Consider the following 22,276-nt stretch of genomic DNA (forward strand, 5'->3'; position numbering starts at 1 on the left):
AAAAAATGGGGTGGCAAAAGCCACCCCAGCAAAGTCTATTTTTACAAAAGCAAATTACTTACCTGCGTTAGGGGTAAAGAGCTGTTTGCCGAGAAGACGGAAGTCGCCGATTGCTTTCTGTGCTTTAGGAGAAGCCATCCATGCGATGAATTCGTTAGCAAACTCTACCTTTGCCTTAGGGCAAACAGCAGGGTTGATAGCAATAGCACTGTACTGGTTAAAGAGTACTTTATCGCCTTCTACTACGATTTTCAACGGTGTCTTACCTTTGTTTACGTCCATGTACTTGATCCAGGTACCACGGTCAGTCATGGTGTAAGCACCTTTCTGAGCTGCTGCGTTCAGGGTTTTGAGCATACCCTGACCAAGCTGCATGTACCAGTCTGCTTTGTCAGGAACAGCCATCCCTGCAGCTTTCCAGAGAGAGATTTCTTTTTTGTTGGTACCGGAGTTGTCACCGCGAGAAGCGAAAGGAGCTTTTGCTTTTGCAATTGCTTTCAGTGCTTCTTCTACATGCATACCTTTAACGTGTGCAGGATCAGCAGCTGGACCTACGATAACAAAGTCATTGTACATAAGCTGGGTACGGTCAACGCCATGGCCTTCTTTTACAAATTTCTTTTCTGCACCAGGAGCGTGTACGAGCAGAACATCAACGTCGCAGTTTCGGCCCATAGCAAGAGCTTTACCGGTGCCGATAGCAGTCCAGCGGATGTCGATGCCGGTATCTTTAGTGAATTCTGGCATAAGTTCATCAAGCAGACCGGTGTTGTCGGTACTGGTGGTGGTAGCCATCATAAGAACTTTATCTTTTGCCTGTGCCATTGCTGGTACAAGCAGGGCTAATGCGAGAAGTAAGGCAGCAAATTTTTTCATTACAAGCTCCATCGTCATTTTAAGTTATTTTTAGTCCTGATTAGGAACAAAAAGAGGTGTAACCATATTTTTCGACTAAAGGAAACCAAAAATACCTGCGTATAAAATGACACATTGTAAAAACGTACTGGTTTTACTACCTGAATTAATTATATATAATTATATACTGCTGAAATAGATAACTAAGGATGACTAATAGTAACAATAAAAGAGGACAGTGATTTTTTTTCACTGTCCTCTTTTTGGGTGAAACAACTGCTTACGTCGGAGCGTTATTCAAATAAGTATCCGTACTGCAGAGCAATTTGGTCTGTTTTGTTCGCAATGGAGGTTGCGAGCATGGTAACGTTCTCTGCTGTTACGATGCCGGTATCCTGAGCAAGATAGTACTTCAGGTTATTAGCGTTTTCGGAAAAGACCCACACAATGCTGTATACTGAGCCGATTGTTGGGCGGTCAGTAAACTCTGACATTGTTGTGAGCATGACAGTGATTTTCGGTACGTCATCACCGGTCATTTTAAAGAGACTTGTAGTATTACAGGTGCTTTTGAGTTCAAAAGCCAGCATGGAGCCCAGATTGTCCGCCCCTTTCTGTTCAATAAAGATAGGAGTTGTGCGGGAAGTGATAACAGCAGGTTTATCTGCTTTAGGTTGGGCAGATTGCGTTGCCTTGGTTGTTTTTGGTGCAGCTTCTGCAAATGCAGTGAGTACCGTAAATGTAATACAAATGAGTACGAAGCAGAGTAATCGTTTCACTTGGTTCTCCTTATGTCATTTCGTTACGTATGTGACTTTACATAGCACGTACTGTGAGCGATGTCAGTGAGTTAAGTGTTATCTATTGTCCGGTGTGCGGATAAGTTGGACTAATGTAAGAGAAACCCCTGCTAGTCCTGCCGCCGCAAGGAACGGAATTTTGTAGTCGACCATCCAGAGCATGCCGCCAAGAGCCGGAACAACGACTGCTGCAATGTGGTTAATTGTAAAGCTGACTGCCATGGAAGGCGCAATGTCGGATGGGTCTGCAATCTTTTGGAAGTAGGATTTAATCGCCAAGGAGAAGTTGAAGAAAATATGATCCAGCACATATAGAAGTGCTACGAGCATCTTAGATTCAACATAGGCGTATGAAATAAAGACTACAATCATGGCTGCATATTCCAAGGAAAGTACCTTGCGTTCACCGAACTTGTTAACGGCACGGCCAATAGCAGGTGAAAGCCACCAGTTGATGACGTTGTTGGCAATGAAGAGCAGGGTGATTTCTTGAATGGTGAATTGGAATTTATCCACCATAAGGAAAACTGCAAATGCCACAAAAATTTGTCTGCGTGCTCCCGCAAAAAAGTTAAGAAGATAGAACAGCCAGTAACGCCAGCGCAGAATCATTTTTTTGTGCTGCGGATGTACGTTAGCTGATGTTGGGTTTTGCGTTAAACACCAGAAGGCTGCGAGAATAACAATGATACCGAATAGCCAAAAAAGCTGCTGGAAGTTTAACGCCATGCTCAACAGGAAGATAGCGCCACCTACAATAAGGTTGGTTGCAGAGCCCATAGCTCTGAGTCTACCCATGATGACAGGAGCTTTTTTCAAATCAAAATATTGGAGTATAAGTGACTGGTTTATTGTCTCATAATAGTGGAAACCGAAGCTCATAATGAGCGTTGTGATGATCATTCCGTGATATGTAGGCAGCGAGCCTGTCAGTCCTACTCCAAGTCCAAGAATGGCTATAGAGATAGGGGCAAGGCGGTGCTCTGCAATAAAGAGCAGAATGTAGATGACAAGCAGGGCGAGAAAACCCGGAATTTCGCGAACGGATTGAATGATACCGATCTGTTGGCCTGTCAGTCCTACAATATCAACTGCAAAGTTGTTGTAGAGGGTGCGCCACGCTTGAAAACCAGTTGCAACAGCAATGGTCATAACAAGCAGAAAAATATACATTCGGCGGCGATCTGCGTCGGACATGGTAGGCTCTCCAGAATGTCGTGCAATATATGTGAAGGATAATACGCACACCCATGTGCGCGGCACGATCATGCAAGATATTGTTTGTCCAAGCAAGCAGGATTATCCATACACTTTATGAAAGTGTATGGATTAAAGATGGTTGTTTGAGTGTGGATTAAAATACGTAGGCTTCAAACCAGAGGATTTTTGTCTCCGGATGCTGCCACATGTCGGGTTTGAGCCCTGCTTTTACGCAAGTTTGCTCTAGAAATGTTTTACGGTCCCAATGCAATTCTTTAGGAACCTGAGGAAGGAGCAGGCCGGAGTATGATCCGTACTGCATAATGAGTCCGTGCCTGCCTATTTTAATAAGGTCAGTGTCCGGACAGATGCTGATTGGTCCCATGATAGAGATTTCTACTGAAAGATCAGCAAATTCAGATTCTGAGACCGGCGGAAAACGAGGGTCTTCAAATGCAGCGGCGCGAGCCATGCGGGCTACGGTGATATATAGTGGTCCCTTTCCGACGACATTGCCGATGCAGCCGCGAAGTGCACCACTTTTTTTCAGCGTGACAAAAGCGCCAAGCTCTTCTGTAAGCGCAGGGTTATCCGGCTTCGGAACGGCTTTTTCTTCAAGAGGACGAGCACCTTCAAAGTACGTGGTAATGCTCCACTGTACGAGATTTTTCAGGTAGTTTTTATCTGCTGTTGACAGGGAAAGACTACGGACGTCGTTTTTTTCGTTGCTCATACTCTTCTCCATTTATAGCACGCACAATATGTCACTCGGTGCTTCCTGTGCCATATGACTGTATAGGCTGGATTGAATAAGCTGCTGCATCATATTGCGGAACCATATATGTGAGGCATCATGATGCTGTCGTTCATGCCATGCAATAGTATAGTCGAAGGACTCAATATAGAAAGGTAGTGCGCACCATGATAGGCCGAATTCGGGGGCAAGGTTGCTTGCAATATGGCTTGGCATTGTCGCAATCATATCAGAGTTACTTACAACTTTACAGACTGTCGTAAACAGTGTGGCAGAAAATCGTATTGTACGACGCTTGCCGATTTTAGCCAGTTCAGCATCAATAATATGAACTTTGTCCCCACCGCCAGTAATGGCAGCGTGCTCGAGTGTACAGTATTCATTGAGGGAAAGTCCGCCACCACGTCGCATTAGTGGATGATCCTTGCGCATGCAGCAGGCGAATTGATCGCGGCCGATAACAAGGTGATGCAGCCCCTGATACTGGGAATCCAGCATGGATGTAATCAGATCGTATGAACCGTTCGATAGCTTACTGATAGAGGTTTCATCCGCAATTTCTAGATTGATGGAAATGTTAGGAGCAACTTTTCGGTAGCTTTCCAAAACGGTGGGGAAGATATATTCGGCCACATAGTCAGATGTGGCGAATGTAAATGTGCGAGTACATTCTGCCGGATCAAAGCTGCTGCGGTCGAGTAATTCTGTTACTTCACCAAGAATGCGTTCTAGATTCTGGCTAAGTTCCACAGCACGTTCAGTGAGGGCAAAATGGTTGCCGCTACGAACCAGAAGCGGGTCATCAAAGAGTTCCCGTAGGTGTCGCAGGTTTTTACTCATACCACTTTGCGTAATGTTTAAACGACTTGCTGCGCGGGTAACGTTGCCTTCATCCAGCAACGCTTTTAGCGCAACAAGCAGGTTAAGGTTTACTGAAGCTAGATTAACTCGCCCTATTTTCATTCCCTAAAATCCATCTTCTAATTGAGGTGAAACAATAAAGCTGCCGTCAGGCACTACCTTAGGTAAGCCTGTATCCTGCACAAAAACTTTACGTCCGTCTTGGGTTACACGTCCGGTAGCAATCCACTGTAAGACTTGCGGGTAAATGCGGTGCTCAAATGAAAGAACACGCTTCTGCACAATCTCTGCTGACTCTTCAGAAGAAAATGGAACCACTGCTTGAGCAATAATAGCACCATTGTCCATAATTTCATCTACGAAATGTACAGTGCATCCTGCCAGCTTTACACCGTAATCAACAGCATCTGCAATGCCATGTGCTCCTTTGAAGGAAGGAAGCAGGGCAGGATGGATGTTAATAATGCGTCCTGAAAATGTTTGAATGAACAAAGGAGTCAGTAGACGCATAAAACCAGCAAGTACGATAAGATCAGCACCAGCAGCTTGAAGTTGCTCGATCATAGCCGCATCAAATGCTTCTCTGTTTTCGTAGCCTGCATGAAGAATGGTAGCTGTTGGTATTCCTGCTTTTTTTGCGCGTTCAAGCGCAAAGGCATCGCTGCGGTTGCATAGAACCAGACGGATATCTGCTTCCAGCGAACCGCGTTCTACGGCATCAATAATAGATTGTAAGTTTGAGCCGGAACCGGACGCAAGTACTGCTATTTTTAATGCCATGTTATCTCCGAAAAATAATAATGCACCACGTTCAACTGGGCGGACAACAATGCCGGACAGATTGCACGGTGCAACGGTCCTATTTGATTGTTGCCCAGAACGGGTCTTCTTCTAATGTACTGGTATCTCCACGGTCACCTCCGGTGGCCTCTGCGCGTAGTAGTCTGCGCATGATTTTACCACTACGGTTACGCGGCAGGGTGTCACGAATTTCTATGGAACCAACAACAGCAATTGAGCCGAGTTCAGCACGGACATGGTCAATGAGTTGCTGTTCTGTTTCCTCTTCTTCGTCCATAAGGTACAGCGTGTCTGTATCTTCCTTAAGTACGACAAAAGCTTTTGCCACTTCACCTCGAATGGTGTCGGGAATACCGATGACGGCACACTCTGCCACAAGCGGATGTGTGGCAAACGCAGCTTCAAATTCAGCTGTTCCGATGCGGTGTCCTGAGATCAATATTACATCATCAGCGCGACCTTGCAGCCAGATGTATCCGTCCTCGTCCTTTCGGGCAATATCTCCGGAGCAGTAACATCCGGGGAATCGCGACCAGTATATATCCTTGTAGGCCTCATCGTCATTGAAAAGAGTCGTAATCATAGCTGGCCAAGGTTTTTTGATGACCAGATATCCACCTTTTCCTGTTGGCACTGTGTTACCATCATCATCAATGATATCAACATCAATTCCAGGTAACGGTCGAGCTACAGACCCCGGTTTGAGTATAGAAATCGGGTACGGGGAAATCATGATCATTCCGGTTTCAGTTTGCCACCATGTATCCAGCAACGGGCATTTCCCTTTGCCGATGTGCTTATGAAACCAGACCCATGCTTCCGGTGAAATTGGTTCACCGACAGTGCCGAGCAGGCGAAGTGTACTTAAATCATGACGTAGGGCGTATTTCTCACCAAAGCGCATAAGCATACGGATAAGTGTCGGCACTGTATAGAGTACGGAAATACCCCAGCGTTCAACTACAGACCATAATCTTCCTGCTTCCGGATATAGCTGATGCCCTTCATAAATAAAGGTAGTGGTCCCTGCCATGAGGGGACCGTAGACCACGTACGAGTGTCCTGTAATCCAACCTACGTCAGCAGTACACCAAAAAATATCGGTAGCGTTGTTGTCAAAAACCTGAGTGAAGGTGTGATGAACCCCGACCATATAGCCGCCATGGGAATGGACAACACCCTTGGGCTTATCTGTTGTGCCGGAAGTGTAGAGCATGAACAACGGGTCGGTTGCATCCATAGTTTCTGTTATGGCTTCGTAGGATTTGCCGCGCATAATATCATGCCACCACAAATCTTTTTCTGTATCCATGTCTACTGTTACATGAGTGCGGTGCACAACAATGGTGTGGTCTACAGAGTGTTCAACCTGTTTCAGTGCTTCATCGACAAGCGGCTTAAGCGAGAGAATTCGACCGTTACGGTAGAAGGCATCAACCGTAATGATGATTTTTGGTTTTGCATCTTCAATACGCTCCGCGAGAGCATTGGCAGAGAATCCAGCGAATACGACACTATGAATTGCGCCGATTTTAGCTGCCGCCAGCATGGATATAACGGTCTCCGGCAGGGATGGAAGATAGATGACTACTCTGTCACCTCTAGTTACACCAAGTTCGCGTAGTGCGTTGGCGCACTTGTTAACTTCCCTGTAAAGCTCAAAGTATGTGAGTCGTCTGGTATCGCCCGGTTCACCTTCCCAGATAAGCGCAAGTTTGTTGCGGTTAGGGGAGGTTATATGCCTGTCGAGGGCATTGTGAACTATGTTACAGCGAGCACCGTAAAACCATTTGTAGAAGGGGGCATCCGTCTCGTTAAGAACGGTGTCCCAGCGTCGGTACCATTGAAGTCGTTCTGCGGCATCTTCCCAGTAGGCCAAGCTATTAACGTTAGCTTTGTGGTGGGCATGTTTGAGATCAGCAGGGTTTACAGCAGAGTCTGCAATAACACGCGGCAGAGGACGGAAGACACGTTGTTCCGTTAAAAGAGATTCAATAGTGCCGTTAGATGTAGGTTGTGTGTTGTCTGTCATGCTATAGCCCCAAAACTTGTTTGAGTTCGCCTAACCGCCTGCGGCTGATAGGAATTTCAATGCGAGTACGTCCGGCTGTTCTCAGCATAAAGTTAGAGCCGGGAAGTGATGCGATTTCTGTAACCATATCAAGATTCACAAGGAACTTACGATGCGCACGGAAAAAGTTGTGCGGGCGCAGTCTGGCTTCAAGGATTTTCAACCTGTACGAGGTTAGGTGTTTTCCTGAAGCGGTGTGGACATAGGTGTAGTCTTCGCTGGCTTCAATAAAGATAATCTCGTTGTACGGCAACAGCATAGTGCGTCCGCCAGAGGTGATAGCAAGTTTTTCGATCTCTGCGGGGCGGAATTTTTCTGTAAGCTCCCATGCCTGTCGTAACGCGTGGAGGAACTGGTCCTGCTCTTCCTCTTCTAAAGGAAGTTGCAGTGTTTGTTCCGGTTCTTCCTGCATATCGTCGGAAGAGTCACGGACAGTTGGTTCCTGCCATTGTGTGGATGGTTCCTGCGCGAGGTTGAAGTGCATCCTGAATTGCTCAAGACGCGAAACAGAACGCGCAAACCGTTCTTGTGTACAAGGAAAAATGAGATAATCTGTGGCATCGAGTTCAAACGCTGTAAAAGCGTCGTCCTCATTGTCTGCCAGAAAAATAAGAGCAGGTTGTTTGGTGCGTCCGCGGAGGCGCCGCGTGAGTTCAAAGCCGTCTCGTGGTTCTTGTATGGAAACTGCCACAACAAGAACTGCATATTCAATGGCACTAAGCAGTTCAAGTGCCTCGTCTACATGCACGGCCTCGCCCACTATTCGCACAAAATCAACTGGCTCGAAAAATTTTCTGAGCTGTGTGCGGATTTCTGGATCCGGATGAACAAGAAGTGTTGGTAACATAGTTGGCAACCGTGATTAGAAAACTGAAAAAATGAATATATAACTGACTGATTCAATACTACATACTCAATAGCTTCATGTGAAGGGAAACTCATTCTTCTCTGGTTGAACAGTTAATCTCGTATTTATGTAGCGCATAAAAAAAGACCACACAATGTGCGGTCTTTTTTACGTACTCTAGAGAGCGTCTTGCTATTTTGCAAAGCCTACTGCGCGGCGTTCGCGGATTACGGTTACGCGAATCTGACCCGGGTAGGTAAGATTGTTTTCAATCTTATCAGCAATCTCTTTGCAGAGCAGGTAGGTGGAGTCGTCATCAACGTTATCGGAGTTAACCATAACACGGATTTCTCGACCAGCCTGAATAGCGTATGCTTTAGCTACGCCGTCAAATGCTGTTGCAATGCCTTCAAGTTCTTCAAGGCGTTTTACGTAGTTCTCAAGGAGTTCTTTACGAGCACCTGGACGGGCGCCGGACAGGGAGTCCGCGGCCTGAACGAGAACAGCAAGAGCAGTGGTCGGCGGAGTATCTTCATGGTGCGCTGCAATTGCGTGTATAATATCTTTAGCTTCGCCGTATTTTTTAGCCAGATCAGCACCGATGAGTGCGTGCGGGCCCTCAACTTCATGGTCAACAGCTTTACCAAGGTCGTGCAGCAGACCTGCACGTTTAGCCTTTTTAACATCAAGGCCAAGCTCAGCAGCCATCATGCCACAGAGGGAAGAAACTTCCAGAGAGTGCTGCAGCACGTTCTGAGAGAAACTTGTGCGGTATTTAAGCTGACCGAGGAACTTGATAAGCTCTGGGTGGATACCGTGAACGCCAGCATCAAATGTAGCCTGTTCACCTACTTCACGAAGCTGTACTTCCAGTTCCTGTTCAACCTTGCGAACAACATCTTCGATGCGTGCAGGGTGGATACGGCCATCGCTGATGAGACGTTCAAGTGCCATTTTGGCAATCTGACGACGCAGCGGGCTGTAAGCAGAAAGGATTACAGTTTCAGGGGTATCGTCGATGATGAGGTCAACACCGGTGGCTGCTTCGATAGCGCGGATGTTGCGCCCTTCACGGCCAATGATGCGTCCTTTCATGTCTTCGCTTGGCAAGGTTACAGCGGTAACGGTCTGTTCACCTACGTAGTCACCTGCGTAGCGCTGGATAGCAGTAGCAATGATGTGCTGAGATTTGCGGTTTGCAGTCTCTTTTGCTTCCATTTCGATCTGGCGGATCATTTTAGCGGCTTCATGCTTGGTGCGTGCTTCCACTTCATTGAAGAGGCGTTCTTTTGCTTCTTCAATGGTGAGGCCAGATACTTCTTGTAATTTCAATTCCTGCTCATCCAGTTTGGAATCAAGCAGGGTAATTTTATCTTCAAGCTTACGCTCTTTACGAGTGAGGTCTTTTTCCAGTGAAAGCAGTTCCTGCTCTTTCTGGTTAGCCTGTTCGCGTTTGCGTTCTACGCGTTCACTGAGTTCCTGAATTTTACGGTCGCGAGTTTTTGTTTCATTTTCACGGTCTTTAAATTCACGCTCAATTTCGCGTTTTTGTTTGTAAATCTCGTCCTGACCCTGAAGAATGATTTCTTTCTTTTGAGCCTGTGCTTCCTTGCGAGCTTCTTCAATGATGCGTGTGGAAAGTTCCTTTGCGTCACCCATTCGCTTAGAGGAAACAACTTTATGCAGTGCGTATCCGGAACCAGCTCCAATGATAGCACCTACAAGGACGAGCCCGAATGAGATCAGACTCATACCTTTTCTCCCGTTATTACACACAGATTTGGTGAATCTGAGATGTACAAGTTTAGAGCACAACTGTGCCTTTATATATAAAGTGAAAGTGGAAAAAAGCCCCGACTGACTGCATTACAATAATACAGTATTGCGTACTATGAGCAGGAACATATGCAAAAGTTAGACAGATTATTCCTGCGGTGCTGCGTTATTATCTGCGCAGCTTTCCACTTTCGTTGTTAGTCGTTCTAATCGCTCTTCAAGCGCATGCAGCTTATCTGCTGTTTGCAAATAATCATCAGCAAGTCCTAAAAGAAGGAAGGTGAGCAACTTTTCCTTGCTTATAGGCATACCCGGACTGTAGAGCGCATTATAGCGATCTTCTACGAGCACTTTTGCTCGTTCGACAGTGTCGTGGTCTGCTTCCGATTTGAAAGAGACTTCAGTGCCGAGTATCTTCAGGTTGAAGCTGCGCATAATGTACTACATTGAGTCTGAAGAGGTTGAAAGTTTAGACAGCAGACCGTCGATACGACCCATAACTGCTTCTTTCGTGGAACGTTCTTGTTCCAATTCTTCCTTTAATGAACGGTTCTCTTCTTCAAGCACAGAAAGGCTTACTTCAACTTCTTCTTTAAGCTGAATGTTTTCGTTCTTAAGGGTTTCAATTTCTTCAAGAAGAGATTCCAGTCTTTGTTCTAAACGGTCTATAAGTTCCATAAGCTTTAACTATCCTTTTTGGTACGAGAAATCAATACTAGCGTTTTTTAGGCAAGTTCTTTTGCCTAGCGCGAGCAATAGCAATAGAGTTTTCAGGAATATCTTTAGTTATAACGGAGCCTGCGCCAATAAGTGCATTTTGCCCTACGCAAACAGGGGCAACCAGAGAGGTGTTAGAGCCGATAAAGGCACCATCTTCAATGGTTGTTTTGTGCTTGTTAACACCGTCGTAGTTACAGGTAATAGTACCTGCGCCAATGTTAACACCTGTGCCCACTTCAGCATCCCCAAGATAAGTGAAGTGATTTGCTTTGGAGCCTTCTCCTAATACGGATTTTTTCATTTCAACAAAGTTACCGACTTTGGAACCCTGTTCCATGACAGCACCTGGACGAAGGCGTGCGTAAGGACCTGCAGAGCAGTTTTTTCCCACGGTTGCACCTTCAAGGTGGCTAAATGGATGAATAACACATCCTTCCGCTAAATTGGAATCTTTAATCCAAGTGTTAGAATAAATTTCTGCACCGCGTGAAACGTGTGTTGTACCGTAGAGTTCGCACGGACCATGCAAGACTGCACCGGGTTCAAGAGTAACCATTGGCCCAAGACGGACGTATTCCGGTGCATGGATGGTGACACCTTGTTCAAGCCATTCCATAACAAGGTTGGCGCGGAGCAGGGATTCTGAACGGACAAGCTCTGCAGGATTATTGATGCCGAGAAGATGTGGATCGTTTCCACAGTCAACGCCGACAACAGTCATTTGTTGTTCAACAGCAAATCCTACGAGGTCGGTGATATAGTATTCGCCGCTTTTGTTCTCGTTGCTGAGGCGTTTGAGAAGCGGGGCAACACTTGCGATTTTAAGCAGGTAAATGCCTGCATTGATCTCACGGGGTTCCGGACCATGTAAGCTTTCATCGTAGTCTTTTGCTTCGATAATAGCTGCTACATCGCCAAGATGACGCACAACGCGGCCGAACGAGCCAGGTTGCGGGAGGGTAAGGGTCATGAAGCCAATATCAGCGTTACTGGCTAAAGACTCTTTTAAAAAATTGATGAGACGTGGCTGCGGTAATAACGGTGTGTCACCGTTAATGACAAGCACGTGGGAAAGGCCGGACTCTATAAGTTCGTCCCAAGCTGTCTGTAATGCGTGTCCTGTACCGAGCTGTTCGGTTTGATGAATAAAGTTTCTATTTTCGTTTGCAAATGCCTGTTCGATCATTTCAGACTTATGACCGATAACAGTCCAGATGCCTTCCCCGAAAAGAGGATCTAACGCTGTATATACGTAACGGAGCATTGGTGCGCCTAAAAGCTCTTGAAGAACCTTAGGCTTGTCAGAGTGCATACGGGTTCCTTTACCCGCGGCAAGCACAAGTGCTCCGATTGTTTCTCTGGCAGACATTATCACTCCTGAGATAACATGGTAACAAGTACTTCTAACGCATATGTACTACGTGTGGGAACGGGGGCTTGTCTAGTAGAAACCTATAATAGATGCTTATAAGAAAATACGTAAGAGAGCACAGGACGGGAGTTGAAGGGAGGGAGGGGACAGGGCAGGGGACTGAAATCGTTAAAAAATAAAAAAGCAGGCTGTTCGAAAACAGCCTGCTTTTTATATTGCGATTGTCTGAATCTTATTAAGATTCAAGCAGTTTGAGGCGGTGAAGTGCTCGAGCAAGAGCTGCTCGTGCACGAGCGTAGTCAACATTGTCCATTTCCATGGACATACGCTGTTCTGCACGCTCTTTAGCCTGACGCGCACGATCGATATCGATATCTTCAGCGCGCTCAGCAGCCTCAGCAAGGACGGTTACCTTGTTGTCGGAGATCTCTGCAAACCCACCGGAGATAAACACGTAACGTGTCTGTCCATCAGCGTTGTAGTGCAGAGGGCCAACCTGCAGGGCAGCAAGGAACGGGATGTGATTTGGAAGGATACCAAACTCACCGTCGAAACCAGGTGCGCCTACGTAGTCCACATCTTCGCTAAGTACGAGCCGATCTGGCGTAACAATCTCGAGACGAAGTGTATTTTCCATAAGTCAGCTCCTTTTCTGGATTAAGCCTGCTGACCCTGGTTGTACTTCTCGATAGCCATTTCGATGCCGCCGACCATGTAGAAGTCGTTCTCGGCCATGTGGTCGTAGTCACCATCAAGAATGCCACGGAAGCCTTTGATGGTGTCTTCAAGTTTAACATATTCACCAGGGGTACCGGTAAATACTTCCGCTACGTGGAACGGCTGGGAGAGGAAACGCTGAATACGACGAGCACGTGCTACAACGAGCTGGTCATCATCAGAGAGTTCGTCCATACCGAGAATAGCGATGATGTCCTGAAGGTCTTTGTACTTCTGGAGGATCATCTGCACTTCACGAGCGATAGCATAGTGTTCTTCACCTACAACGTTAGGGTCAAGAATACGGGAGGTAGAGTCAAGCGGGTCTACCGCTGGGTAAATACCAAGTTCCGCAATCTGACGGGAAAGTACGAGAGTACCGTCAAGGTGAGAGAATGTGGTAGCTGGAGCAGGGTCAGTCAAGTCATCAGCAGGTACGTATACAGCCTGAACAGAGGTAATAGAACCTTTGGTTGTGGATGTAATACGTTCCTGAAGGCCACCAAGGTCAGTACCGAGAGTAGGCTGGTAACCTACCGCAGATGGCATACGACCGAGGAGCGCAGATACTTCGGAACCAGCCTGAGTAAAGCGGAAGATGTTGTCAACGAAGAGAAGCACGTCCTGGTTCTCTTCATCACGGTAGTATTCCGCACAGGTGAGAGCAGTAAGCGCAACACGTGCACGTGCTCCCGGAGGTTCGTTCATCTGACCGTAAACGAGGGCAGCTTTCTCAAGAACGCCCGCGTCTTTCATTTCATGGTAAAGGTCGTTACCTTCACGGGTACGCTCACCAACACCAGCGAATACGGAAATACCACCGTGCTGCTTAGCGATGTTGTTAATCATTTCCATGAGAATAACGGTCTTACCTACACCCGCACCACCGAAGAGACCCATTTTACCACCCTTAGGGAATGGAATGAGAAGGTCTACAACTTTAATGCCGGTTTCAAGAACTTCAACGTTAGTGTCCTGCTCGGTGAAATCCGGAGCAGGGCGGTGAATAGGCATACGCTTTTTAGCGTCAATAGGACCCATTTCATCCACTGGTACACCAACAACGTTCATGATGCGGCCAAGGGAAGCATCACCAACTGGTACAGTAATAGCTGCGCCAGTATCGGTTACTTCCATACCACGAACAAGACCTTCAGTAGCGTCCATCGCGATGGTACGAACTACGTTGTCGCCAAGGTGCTGTGCAACTTCACAGATGAGCACAGGGGCGTCGGTGTTATTCGGGTTATCAATTTTAACAGCATTCAGAATATTCGGCAGGTTGCCATCGGCAAATTCGATATCAACAACCGCGCCGATAACCTGAACGATTTTACCTACGTTAGCCATAGCTTATTCGCTCCCTTACTTATCCTTTCAGCGCTTCAGCGCCACCGACAATATCCATGAGGTCACTGGTAATGGCGGCCTGACGGGTCTTGTTAAAGATAAGTGTCAGGTTATCAACCATTTCGTCACAGTTCTTTGTGGCGTTATCCATAGCTGCCATACGTGCTGCATGCTCAGATGCAGAAGTATCAAGCAGACCACGGTAAATCTGGACCTTAATAAAGCGGGGCAGAAGCTCTGCAAGAAGACCTTCTACAGCTGGTTCGTAAATGAACTCTTTTTTGACGCCTGTGGTATCTTCTTCAACCTCAGGTGCTGCATCAGAGGACATAGGCAGGATCTGCTGTTCAACAGGTACCTGTTTAGCCATGCTTACGAATTCGCCGTAAATGAGTACAACTTCATCAAATTCACCGCTGAGGTATGCGTGAATAACTTCTGTTCCAAGCTCACTGGCAAGGGAGAAGTCAAAGTTACCCATGGAATCCGGATAGCCTTTTACAAGGTCAAACTCGGATTTCTGGGCAAAATCACGTCCTTTTTTACCAATGCAGTAGAATTTAACTTCTTTACCTTCCGCAGCTTTTGCTTTGGCAAGCTTTTCAGCCTTAGAGATAAGGCCGGCGTTAAAGCTGCCGCAGAGTCCGCGGTCGGAAGTTGCAAGTACGATCGCACAAGTCTTGATTTCCTCGCGGACTTCAAGCAGTGGATGCGCATTTTCATCTGCCTTGCTGGCAAGATCACCCAACATCTCGTAGAATTTCTCCGCATAAGGGCGGAAGCGTTCGATGCGAGACTGGGCACCACGCAGTTTTGCAGAAGCAACCATGTTCATTGCTTTTGTAATCTGCTTGGTTTTCTTTACCCCGGCAATCTGTAGTTGGACATCTTTCAATGAAGGCATAAACTACCTCCAATCCTTAAGCGCTAAAGCTTTTTTTGAACTCGTCAATAGCGGCTTTCAGGCGACCTTCAATGTTATCGTCAATTACTTCACGATCTTTGAGGTCAGCAAGAATGTCGGACTTGGAAGTACGAAGGAAGTCAAGCAAACCGGCTTCGAAAGCACGAATCTGTTCAACCTCAACGTCATCCATGAAGCCACGAGTAGCAGCATACATAGAAGCAACCTGATCGCAGAATTCCATTGGCTCGTACTGAGGCTGTTTGAGCAGCTCAACGAGACGGGCACCGCGGTTCAGTTTAGCCTGTGTTGCTTTATCAAGGTCAGAACCGAACTGAGCAAATGCTGCGAGTTCACGGTACTGAGCAAGATCAAGACGCATGGTACCTGCAACCTGCTTCATAGCTTTAATCTGAGCAGCACCACCAACTCGGGATACGGAAAGACCTACGTTAATCGCAGGACGGATACCGGCGTTGAAGAGGTTTGGCTCAAGGTATACCTGACCGTCAGTAATGGAAATTACGTTGGTAGGAATGTATGCAGATACGTCACCGGCCTGAGTTTCAATGATTGGCAGAGCAGTCATGGAACCAGCACCGAGATCGTCGTTTACTTTAGCTGCACGTTCAAGGAGTCTGGAGTGCAGGTAGAATACGTCACCTGGGAACGCTTCACGTCCTGGAGGGCGACGGAGCAGGAGAGACATCTGGCGGTACGCAGTAGCCTGTTTGGAAAGGTCATCGTAAATGATGAGTGCGTGTTTACCATTGTCACGGTAGTGCTCAGCCATGGTACAACCGGTGTATGCAGCAATGAACTGCAGTGGTGCCGGTTCAGAAGCGGTAGCGGAGATGATGGTGGTGTATTCCATCGCGCCGTGCTTCTTAAGGGTATCTGCTACAAGAGCAACGGTAGATTTTTTCTGACCGATTGCTACGTAGAAGCAGTGAATATCAGTGTTTTTCTGTGCAATAATAGCATCGAGACAAACAGCGGTTTTACCAACCTGACGGTCGCCGATAACCAGTTCACGCTGACCACGACCTACTGGGGTCATTGCGTCAATAGCTTTAATACCGGTAGGCATTGGCTCGTGAACGGATTTACGTGCGATGATACCAGGAGCTTTAAGCTCAACAGGACGAACCTCTTCAGCTTCTACTGGTCCAAGGCCGTCAAGTGGCTGACCCAGTGGGTTCAATACGCGACCCATAACTGCGTCACCAACTGGTACGGAGAAGATCTGACCAGTACGTTTTACTGGATCGCCTTCTTTAACGCCTGTGTCGTCGCCAAGAAGAGCAACACCAACGTTGTCTTCTTCGAGGTTAAGAACCATGCCCATAAGGCCGCCTGGGAATTCCAGCAGCTCCATGGCCATAGCGTTACGAACACCGTATACACGAGCAATACCGTCACCTACGTACAGTACGGTACCGGTTTCGCTCATTTCTACGCGCTGCTCGTAATTCTCGATCTGGCTTTCAATAATTTGGGAGATTTCTTCTGCTTTAATCTGCATGGCCCTACTCACCCCTCTTGATGTTTTCTTTCAAGATACCCAGCTGTGCTCTAAGGCTAGCATCGAGTACCTTGTCTCCTACTTTCAGAACTACGCCACCAAGAATGGATTTGTCTGTGCTGAAAGACAGGAACAGCTTCTGGCCAGCCTGTTTTTCCAATTGGGATTTTACTTTATCGCACTTGGCCTTTGGAAGTTTGATTGCGGTAATAAGTTCACCGCGAACAACACCCTGGTCGGCATCAAGCAGAACATTGTAAAAGGCTTGAATTTCCGGAATGGTGGAAAGACGATCTTTGTCCGCAAGCAAATTGCAGAAGTTGCGGACAATAGCGCTAACCTGTCCTTTATCCAATAAAGAAGCTAAAACTGCTTTTTTTTCATCGATAGAGATGATTGGATTCCGGAATATTTTGCCAAGCTCAGGTGTGCTCTTGATCACTCCAGCCAGTGCATCAAGCTCCTTGCCGAAAGCTTTCAGTTCTTCAGAACCAGCTTTCTTGCCTAGGGAGAAAAGCGCCCTGGCATATCTGCGTGCTATGATGTTACCGGTCAACTGAGCACCACCTTAGTTAAGTATTTATCGATGAGTGCCTCATGGCCTTTCTTGTCGAGCTTCTTAGCAATCATCTGCTCAGCAGCTTCAGCAACAAGGTCTGCCATTTCTTCACGCATCTGCTCCATTGCCTGCTTTACTTCGTTTTCTGCAGCTTTGCCTGCCTGTTCCGTAATCTGGACAGCGGACTTTTCAGCACGCTCAATGATAGCAGCACGAGCTGCTTCACCCTGTTTACGGTATTCATCAAGGATGCTCTGGGCTTCTGCATCCATGTTGGCAATTCGCTGCTCTACTTCAGCTAGCTTGGCTTTTGCATCTGCTTTGCGGGATTCAAGAGAAATCAACTCTTCTTCAATGCCGGTTGAACGGCCTTTAAAGAAGGATTTAATCTTGCTTCCAGCTGCATACCAGATGACGCCGAGTACGACTGCGAGGGTAATTACGCGGTAAGCGAAGTTATCCCACGGTAAGCCATGTCCGTCGGATTGCGCGAACGCAGTGCCTGCCATAAGCAGTACCAGCGTCGATGCACCGACTATAGTTCTCAGCTTGTTCAAAGCGAACCCTCCTTCAACGCTTTCGCGGCTATCCGAGCACTTTAGCCATGGTTTGTTCTGCAAGAGCGCCCACTTGCCCTTTCAGAGTACCCATTGCTGCTGCTACATCGGTAGCGACTTTTTCTCTGGATGCAGCAATAGATGCCTGGGCGTCTGCGGTTGCCTTGGCTACAATGTCTGCTTCCTGAGCGAGAGCGGCCTCTTTTACTTTTTCGCGTTCAGCAACTGCTGCTTTACGCGCTTCAGTAAGAGCGTTCTCGTAGTTCTTGATTTTGGAGTCAGAGGCTTCGACGAACTGTTCGGCGTCGCCAAGCAGCCCTAACATCTTGTCCTGGCGTTGCTTGATAATCTCCCGGATGGGGCGGATCAGGAGTGCGTTCAAGCCAACCAGCACGATGAGGAAGTTCACCAATTGGATAAGTAACGTAATATCCAAATCGATCATGCCTGCTCCCTTGGTGAGGTTGTGAATTTAAGCTCAAAGTCGTTTCCGAATTAGCTGATTCACTATGTTGTGTCAAAACCTTTTTTAAAAAAAAGGGTTACTGTGTAGTTAAACAGTCGCTCGGGAACACTTGATAATCGTGCATTGACGAAAAATGTAATTCACCGGCGGTGGGGGTTTATCTGCCTAACTATGTGACTTTGATGAGTTACGTGGACGCGCATTATTGCACAAGGTGGAAGAAAGAAATATTTAATGGTTGTAAAAAGTTGTGGGAGAATTTTATTTATAAAATGTAACCGTAAACAAAAAACCGCCTTTCGGCGGTTTTTTTTACAAAAATTAAAGAGTGGTCGGAGGTTATGCTGCTGGTTCGGCAACCATGGCTTCAGTGTTACCGTTCATGGAGATTTGACCTTCTATTTTAGCGCCTTCTTCCATGACAAGAGCAGGGGTGTGAAGTGTGCCTACGAGATTGGCAGTTTTGTGCAGTACAACGCGGTCTGTGGCGTAAACTTCGCCAGTAATATGTCCGGACAGGATCATTTGGCTTACACGGATCTGGCCTTTCATTTTGGCATCTTTACCAACAACCAGAGTGCCTTCGGAAAACACTTCGCCGGTAAAATTGCCGTCGATGCGTACAGACCCCTGAAAGTTCAGCTTACCTTCGTAAATGGTGCCAGAACCTAAAAAGGCGTTGATTTCGTCTTTAGCCATTGGAGACTCCTTTCTACTCACGCACGTCGCGTATCAAAAAAATCGTATAACAGGTTAATCTGTTTTGAAAACAAAACGTCGCATAGAGACATTTAGTACTAGACCGATGAGGCAGAGGTTTACCACCGTAGCACTGCCGCCGTAGCTGATAAAAGGTAGTGGAATGCCAACTACCGGCATAAGTCCCATTACCATTCCCATGTTGATGAGGAATTGCCAGAAGAAGTAAAAGAAAACGCCGGCGGATAAAAAAGAACCGAAACGGTCTTTAGCATCTCTGCTGGTGGTAAATATAGCCAGCAAGAAGAGACAGAATAGAGATAAAAGCAAAAGACAGCCAATGAATCCCCATTCTTCCCCGAAAACAGCAATAGCAAAATCCGTATGCTTTTCCGGTAAAAAACGCAACTGTGACTGTGTGCCACCAAGGAAGCCTTTTCCTGTAAGTTGACCGGAACCGATAGCAATTTGAGATTGGATAATCTGGTAACCAGCTCCCAGAGGGTCATCCCCCGGGTTGAGGAATGTGAGCACTCGTTGCCGTTGGTAATCCAACATGCATAGCCAGCCCAAAGGTATGAGAGATGGGATTACAACCGCGCATGTTTTAAAAACACGGCGTGTAAGTCCACGGAACAAGATGATTCCACCTACGTTAAGCAGCATGTTCAGTGTTGTTCCAAGGTCCGGCTGAGTCAAAATGAGAGCAGCTGGAATGGAGCAGATACCGAGCATTATAAAAAGTTCTTTCCAGTCCAGCGGATGTGCGGAGCGGGAGAGAAGTCGTGCCGTGATGATGATAGTTGAAATCTTGGCAAGTTCACTCGGCTGAAAGTTAAAGAAGCCGAGATCAAGCCAGCGGCGTGCACCATAGATGGTTTTACCGGCAACGGGGACCAGCGCGAGTGCAATAATGGTTACAATAAAGATAGGCCACGCCAGACTTTTTAAGTGACGATAGTCAATAAGCATGGACAGAATGAGGACACCCAGCCCTATGAAACCCCAGACAAGTTGTTTCTGGTAGTAGGCAGTAACGGCCATACCTTCTTGAGACATAAACGCACTTGCAGAGTAGAGGTTCAATACGCCAATGCCGAACAGGAGGATTGTTATAAGAAGCAACCCCCAGTTCATATGGGTGAGTAAGCGTCTGTCAAATGCAATCATTTGTTGTGCTCGTATATGTAATTCAGGATATCACGAATAATAGGCCCTGCAGTGGAGGAGCCACCGCCGCCGTGTTCAACCATAGTAACAACTACATATTTTTTACCGTTGTACTTTGCCCAAGCGGCCATCCATGCGTGGTCTCGCTGCCAGTATTCAAGGTCTTCGTTTTTCAAGCGGTTATCGTTGGCATCAATTTTTAACTTCATAACCTGTGCGGTACCGGTCTTACCGCCAACAATAGCTTTTTTTGTGCGTAGAATACGTGCTGTGCCGCGTTTGGCTTCAACGGTTTCCTGCATTGCTTTAAGAATAAAATTACGCTGTTCTCGGGTCATAGAAGATGTGCCCTGAATTGTTTTTGGAGCATCCTTGAACAGGTTTGGTTTAAGTAACTCACCGTTTTCATTAAGCAGTGAAGATATGAATACAGCAATCTGGACAGGTGTGACTAGGGTAAAACCCTGACCGATGGATGTAATTACAGTTTCGCCACCCTGCCATGGCTGTTTGAAACGCTTACGCTTCCATGCTTTGGAAGGAACAAGTCCCGAACGTTCGTGCGGCAGGTCAATTCCGGTTTTTACTCCAAAACCGTTCTCGCGTGCAAAGGCTTCAATTTTGTCGATACCGATGCGTTGTCCGATTTCATAGAAGTAGACGTCACAAGAATGCACGAGCGCTTCGGTCATATTTTGAGGGCCGTGTCCCCATTTTTTCCAGCAACGGAATGTATGGTTCCCTAATTTGTATTTTCCGTTACATTTAATGCTTTCATTCGGGTCAATACCTTCCTCGAGATATAACCCTGCCATAAGCAGTTTCCAGATTGAAGCTGGAGGGTAAACGGATTGAATAACCCTGTTTTGAAGCGGGAACTTAGGGTTGTCACGTAGTCCCGCCCACTCCTTATGACTTAGTCCACGAGTGAACGCATTCGGGTCAAAGCTTGGGGTGGTAACAAGTGCATAGAGCTCACCGGTTTCTGGATCCATAACAACGATACAGCCGGCCTGACCTTCCAATTGCTTAGCTGCAAAACGTTGCAGGCCAAGATCAATGGAGAGGGTGACAGATGAGCCTGCGGAAGGCTCTTCCAGAGTCTGCGAGTTGTATTCGCGTCCGGAAATGTCAACTTCCATCTGGCGCAGACCTTTTATACCGCGTAAGGTATTTTCTTTGATGAGCTCAAGACCTTGCTTACCTACGGTATCGCCAAGGTCTAATTCTTTATTTGCTTCCAGCTCTTTTTCGTTTGCTTCTGAAACATAGCCAAGAATATGGGCGAAGAGATCTCCCTCAGGGTAGTAGCGCTGAGGGCGGGTCATAACCGCCAGTCCAGGCCAGTCCAGTGAATTAGCTTCAATGATAGCTAGCTGGGAAAAATCGATGGTAGGGACAAGCAATAGAGGTTCGAATGCTTTAGTGCGCCAGCGGCCTTTCTTGTATCTTTTTTCAATATTTTCAAGAGGTACACCTGTCCATAAACTGATCTGCTTAAGGGTAGCCTCAGTATCTTTTACATCTTCACGGACGATGCCGAGACCGTATGCAGGGCGGTTTTCTGCAAGCAGCTCACCGCCACGGGCGCGTAGTAGACCGCGCGGAGCATATATCTGTGCCTGACGAATTCGGTTGTCACGGGCCTTTTTGGCAAAGTCATCGCCGTGGTGAACTTGCAGATACCAGAATCTGAGCAGAAATATGAGAAAAAGCAGAAAGACAAGCCCCTGCAATAACCATAATCCTGTTTTAGGTGGTTGGTAGCCATCCGGATCAAGTTGCATTGACATTACGCAGGAATCCTTGCCGTAGTGAGTACAGAATAAACCAGACGAGAGGAATGAGGCCGGCTAGCAAGCAGCTGTCGGCGACAAGTAATTGAAGGTTAACTTGGAATGATTGCAAGTTTGCCATCAGCAAGGTGAGTCCTACGTTCCATACTCCTAGAGCACACGATACCAGTACGATGAAAAAGAAGTTGTTCGCATCGAACAACCATCGACCGTAGTACATGAGCACGAGGGCGGAACAATACCATAATGTAGAGGAGCCGAAGGCAATGGCCCCAGTGCCTTCTTGAATGAGGGCGAACATTGTAATTAGCCAGAAAGTTTGGCGGGGATTTTCTTCCTGCATAGAGCAGATAACCGCAGGCATGAAAAAATCCACACCTGCGATTGCATACTGCATCCAGATGGCAACGATCGTATAGCCGAGCCACCAGAATATATTTTTAAAGACGGGACGCTTACTTTTTCGCATAACCCTG

Annotated in this window: 23 protein-coding genes; all 23 read right to left on the reverse strand. The window is 47.0% G+C overall.

What is annotated here, in order from left to right; translation table 11 throughout:
* Positions 1-54: 54 nt before the first annotated feature.
* Positions 55-876 (reverse strand): substrate-binding domain-containing protein, encoded by an 822-nt coding sequence (locus tag BUR09_RS07790; RefSeq protein ID WP_074216366.1) that lies wholly within the window; start codon positions 874-876, stop codon positions 55-57.
* 272 nt (positions 877-1,148) lie between these two features.
* Positions 1,149-1,634 carry a hypothetical protein gene (locus BUR09_RS07795; RefSeq protein WP_074216367.1) on the reverse strand — a complete coding sequence of 162 codons (486 nt, stop codon included), beginning with the start codon at positions 1,632-1,634 and terminating at the stop codon, positions 1,149-1,151.
* A gap of 78 nt (positions 1,635-1,712) precedes the next feature.
* The gene (locus BUR09_RS07800; protein ID WP_074216368.1) at positions 1,713-2,852 is read right to left on the reverse strand and encodes an MFS transporter; all 1,140 of its coding nucleotides are present in this window, start codon (positions 2,850-2,852) and stop codon (positions 1,713-1,715) included.
* A gap of 157 nt (positions 2,853-3,009) precedes the next feature.
* Positions 3,010-3,588, reverse strand: a complete 579-nt coding sequence (gene amrA / locus BUR09_RS07805) for an AmmeMemoRadiSam system protein A (protein ID WP_074216369.1) — start codon at positions 3,586-3,588, stop codon at positions 3,010-3,012.
* A 12-nt stretch (positions 3,589-3,600) separates the two neighbouring features.
* On the reverse strand, positions 3,601-4,572 hold the full coding sequence (locus BUR09_RS07810; protein WP_074216370.1) for a LysR family transcriptional regulator: 972 nt from the start codon (positions 4,570-4,572) through the stop codon (positions 3,601-3,603).
* A gap of 3 nt (positions 4,573-4,575) precedes the next feature.
* A complete protein-coding gene (purN, locus tag BUR09_RS07815; RefSeq protein ID WP_074216371.1) occupies positions 4,576-5,250 on the reverse strand; it encodes a phosphoribosylglycinamide formyltransferase in 675 nt (224 codons plus the stop codon).
* A gap of 79 nt (positions 5,251-5,329) precedes the next feature.
* Positions 5,330-7,303 carry an acetate--CoA ligase gene (acs, locus tag BUR09_RS07820; RefSeq protein ID WP_074216372.1) on the reverse strand — a complete coding sequence of 658 codons (1,974 nt, stop codon included), beginning with the start codon at positions 7,301-7,303 and terminating at the stop codon, positions 5,330-5,332.
* A 1-nt stretch (position 7,304) separates the two neighbouring features.
* Entirely contained in the window at positions 7,305-8,189 is an 885-nt protein-coding gene (locus BUR09_RS07825; protein ID WP_074216373.1) for a LytR/AlgR family response regulator transcription factor, read from the reverse strand.
* Positions 8,190-8,381: 192 nt separating this feature from the next.
* Positions 8,382-9,941, reverse strand: coding sequence for a ribonuclease Y (rny, locus tag BUR09_RS07830; RefSeq protein WP_074216374.1), 1,560 nt, complete (start codon positions 9,939-9,941; stop codon positions 8,382-8,384).
* Between the two features lie 171 nt (positions 9,942-10,112).
* Positions 10,113-10,400 (reverse strand): cell division protein ZapA, encoded by a 288-nt coding sequence (gene zapA, locus BUR09_RS07835; protein ID WP_074216375.1) that lies wholly within the window; start codon positions 10,398-10,400, stop codon positions 10,113-10,115.
* 6 nt (positions 10,401-10,406) lie between these two features.
* Positions 10,407-10,643, reverse strand: a complete 237-nt coding sequence (locus BUR09_RS07840) for a cell division protein ZapB (protein WP_074216376.1) — start codon at positions 10,641-10,643, stop codon at positions 10,407-10,409.
* Between the two features lie 37 nt (positions 10,644-10,680).
* Positions 10,681-12,054, reverse strand: a complete 1,374-nt coding sequence (glmU, locus tag BUR09_RS07845; RefSeq protein ID WP_074216377.1) for a bifunctional UDP-N-acetylglucosamine diphosphorylase/glucosamine-1-phosphate N-acetyltransferase GlmU — start codon at positions 12,052-12,054, stop codon at positions 10,681-10,683.
* Between the two features lie 238 nt (positions 12,055-12,292).
* Positions 12,293-12,694: a F0F1 ATP synthase subunit epsilon gene (locus BUR09_RS07850; protein WP_074216378.1), complete on the reverse strand. Its 402-nt coding sequence runs from the start codon at positions 12,692-12,694 to the stop codon at positions 12,293-12,295.
* A 20-nt stretch (positions 12,695-12,714) separates the two neighbouring features.
* Positions 12,715-14,124 carry a F0F1 ATP synthase subunit beta gene (gene atpD, locus BUR09_RS07855; protein ID WP_074216379.1) on the reverse strand — a complete coding sequence of 470 codons (1,410 nt, stop codon included), beginning with the start codon at positions 14,122-14,124 and terminating at the stop codon, positions 12,715-12,717.
* Positions 14,125-14,143: 19 nt separating this feature from the next.
* Positions 14,144-15,028, reverse strand: a complete 885-nt coding sequence (locus tag BUR09_RS07860) for a F0F1 ATP synthase subunit gamma (RefSeq protein WP_074216380.1) — start codon at positions 15,026-15,028, stop codon at positions 14,144-14,146.
* A 16-nt stretch (positions 15,029-15,044) separates the two neighbouring features.
* Positions 15,045-16,553: a F0F1 ATP synthase subunit alpha gene (gene atpA / locus BUR09_RS07865; RefSeq protein ID WP_074216381.1), complete on the reverse strand. Its 1,509-nt coding sequence runs from the start codon at positions 16,551-16,553 to the stop codon at positions 15,045-15,047.
* 4 nt (positions 16,554-16,557) lie between these two features.
* A complete protein-coding gene (gene atpH, locus BUR09_RS07870; protein ID WP_074216382.1) occupies positions 16,558-17,109 on the reverse strand; it encodes an ATP synthase F1 subunit delta in 552 nt (183 codons plus the stop codon).
* On the reverse strand, positions 17,106-17,669 hold the full coding sequence (locus BUR09_RS07875) for a F0F1 ATP synthase subunit B family protein (RefSeq protein ID WP_139296762.1): 564 nt from the start codon (positions 17,667-17,669) through the stop codon (positions 17,106-17,108). The genes atpH and BUR09_RS07875 overlap by 4 nt, the downstream gene beginning before the upstream one ends.
* A 28-nt stretch (positions 17,670-17,697) precedes the next feature.
* The gene (locus BUR09_RS07880; protein ID WP_074216383.1) at positions 17,698-18,114 is read right to left on the reverse strand and encodes an ATP synthase F0 subunit B; all 417 of its coding nucleotides are present in this window, start codon (positions 18,112-18,114) and stop codon (positions 17,698-17,700) included.
* Positions 18,115-18,474: 360 nt separating this feature from the next.
* Entirely contained in the window at positions 18,475-18,834 is a 360-nt protein-coding gene (locus BUR09_RS07885; protein ID WP_074216384.1) for a bactofilin family protein, read from the reverse strand.
* 54 nt (positions 18,835-18,888) lie between these two features.
* Positions 18,889-20,004, reverse strand: a complete 1,116-nt coding sequence (rodA, locus tag BUR09_RS07890) for a rod shape-determining protein RodA (protein WP_074216385.1) — start codon at positions 20,002-20,004, stop codon at positions 18,889-18,891.
* Positions 20,001-21,797 (reverse strand): penicillin-binding protein 2, encoded by a 1,797-nt coding sequence (mrdA, locus tag BUR09_RS07895; RefSeq protein WP_074216386.1) that lies wholly within the window; start codon positions 21,795-21,797, stop codon positions 20,001-20,003. The genes rodA and mrdA overlap by 4 nt, the downstream gene beginning before the upstream one ends.
* Positions 21,781-22,269, reverse strand: a complete 489-nt coding sequence (locus BUR09_RS07900; RefSeq protein WP_074216387.1) for a hypothetical protein — start codon at positions 22,267-22,269, stop codon at positions 21,781-21,783. The genes mrdA and BUR09_RS07900 overlap by 17 nt, the downstream gene beginning before the upstream one ends.
* Positions 22,270-22,276: the final 7 nt, after the last annotated feature.

This window comes from Halodesulfovibrio marinisediminis DSM 17456, assembly GCF_900129975.1.
Lineage (GTDB): Bacteria > Desulfobacterota > Desulfovibrionia > Desulfovibrionales > Desulfovibrionaceae > Halodesulfovibrio > Halodesulfovibrio marinisediminis.

Coding starts and splice junctions, on each gene's coding strand:
- BUR09_RS07790 (WP_074216366.1), bottom strand. CDS start 876: ATGAAAAAATTTGCTGCCTTACTTCTCGCATTAGCCCTGCTTGTACCA.
- BUR09_RS07800 (WP_074216368.1), bottom strand. CDS start 2,852: ATGTCCGACGCAGATCGCCGCCGAATGTATATTTTTCTGCTTGTTATG.
- amrA (WP_074216369.1), bottom strand. CDS start 3,588: ATGAGCAACGAAAAAAACGACGTCCGTAGTCTTTCCCTGTCAACAGCA.
- BUR09_RS07810 (WP_074216370.1), bottom strand. CDS start 4,572: ATGAAAATAGGGCGAGTTAATCTAGCTTCAGTAAACCTTAACCTGCTT.
- purN (WP_074216371.1), bottom strand. CDS start 5,250: ATGGCATTAAAAATAGCAGTACTTGCGTCCGGTTCCGGCTCAAACTTA.
- acs (WP_074216372.1), bottom strand. CDS start 7,303: ATGACAGACAACACACAACCTACATCTAACGGCACTATTGAATCTCTT.
- BUR09_RS07825 (WP_074216373.1), bottom strand. CDS start 8,189: ATGTTACCAACACTTCTTGTTCATCCGGATCCAGAAATCCGCACACAG.
- rny (WP_074216374.1), bottom strand. CDS start 9,941: ATGAGTCTGATCTCATTCGGGCTCGTCCTTGTAGGTGCTATCATTGGA.
- zapA (WP_074216375.1), bottom strand. CDS start 10,400: ATGCGCAGCTTCAACCTGAAGATACTCGGCACTGAAGTCTCTTTCAAA.
- BUR09_RS07840 (WP_074216376.1), bottom strand. CDS start 10,643: ATGGAACTTATAGACCGTTTAGAACAAAGACTGGAATCTCTTCTTGAA.
- glmU (WP_074216377.1), bottom strand. CDS start 12,054: ATGTCTGCCAGAGAAACAATCGGAGCACTTGTGCTTGCCGCGGGTAAA.
- BUR09_RS07850 (WP_074216378.1), bottom strand. CDS start 12,694: ATGGAAAATACACTTCGTCTCGAGATTGTTACGCCAGATCGGCTCGTA.
- atpD (WP_074216379.1), bottom strand. CDS start 14,124: ATGGCTAACGTAGGTAAAATCGTTCAGGTTATCGGCGCGGTTGTTGAT.
- BUR09_RS07860 (WP_074216380.1), bottom strand. CDS start 15,028: ATGCCTTCATTGAAAGATGTCCAACTACAGATTGCCGGGGTAAAGAAA.
- atpA (WP_074216381.1), bottom strand. CDS start 16,553: ATGCAGATTAAAGCAGAAGAAATCTCCCAAATTATTGAAAGCCAGATC.
- BUR09_RS07880 (WP_074216383.1), bottom strand. CDS start 18,114: ATGATCGATTTGGATATTACGTTACTTATCCAATTGGTGAACTTCCTC.
- BUR09_RS07885 (WP_074216384.1), bottom strand. CDS start 18,834: ATGGCTAAAGACGAAATCAACGCCTTTTTAGGTTCTGGCACCATTTAC.
- rodA (WP_074216385.1), bottom strand. CDS start 20,004: ATGATTGCATTTGACAGACGCTTACTCACCCATATGAACTGGGGGTTG.
- mrdA (WP_074216386.1), bottom strand. CDS start 21,797: ATGTCAATGCAACTTGATCCGGATGGCTACCAACCACCTAAAACAGGA.
- BUR09_RS07900 (WP_074216387.1), bottom strand. CDS start 22,269: ATGCGAAAAAGTAAGCGTCCCGTCTTTAAAAATATATTCTGGTGGCTC.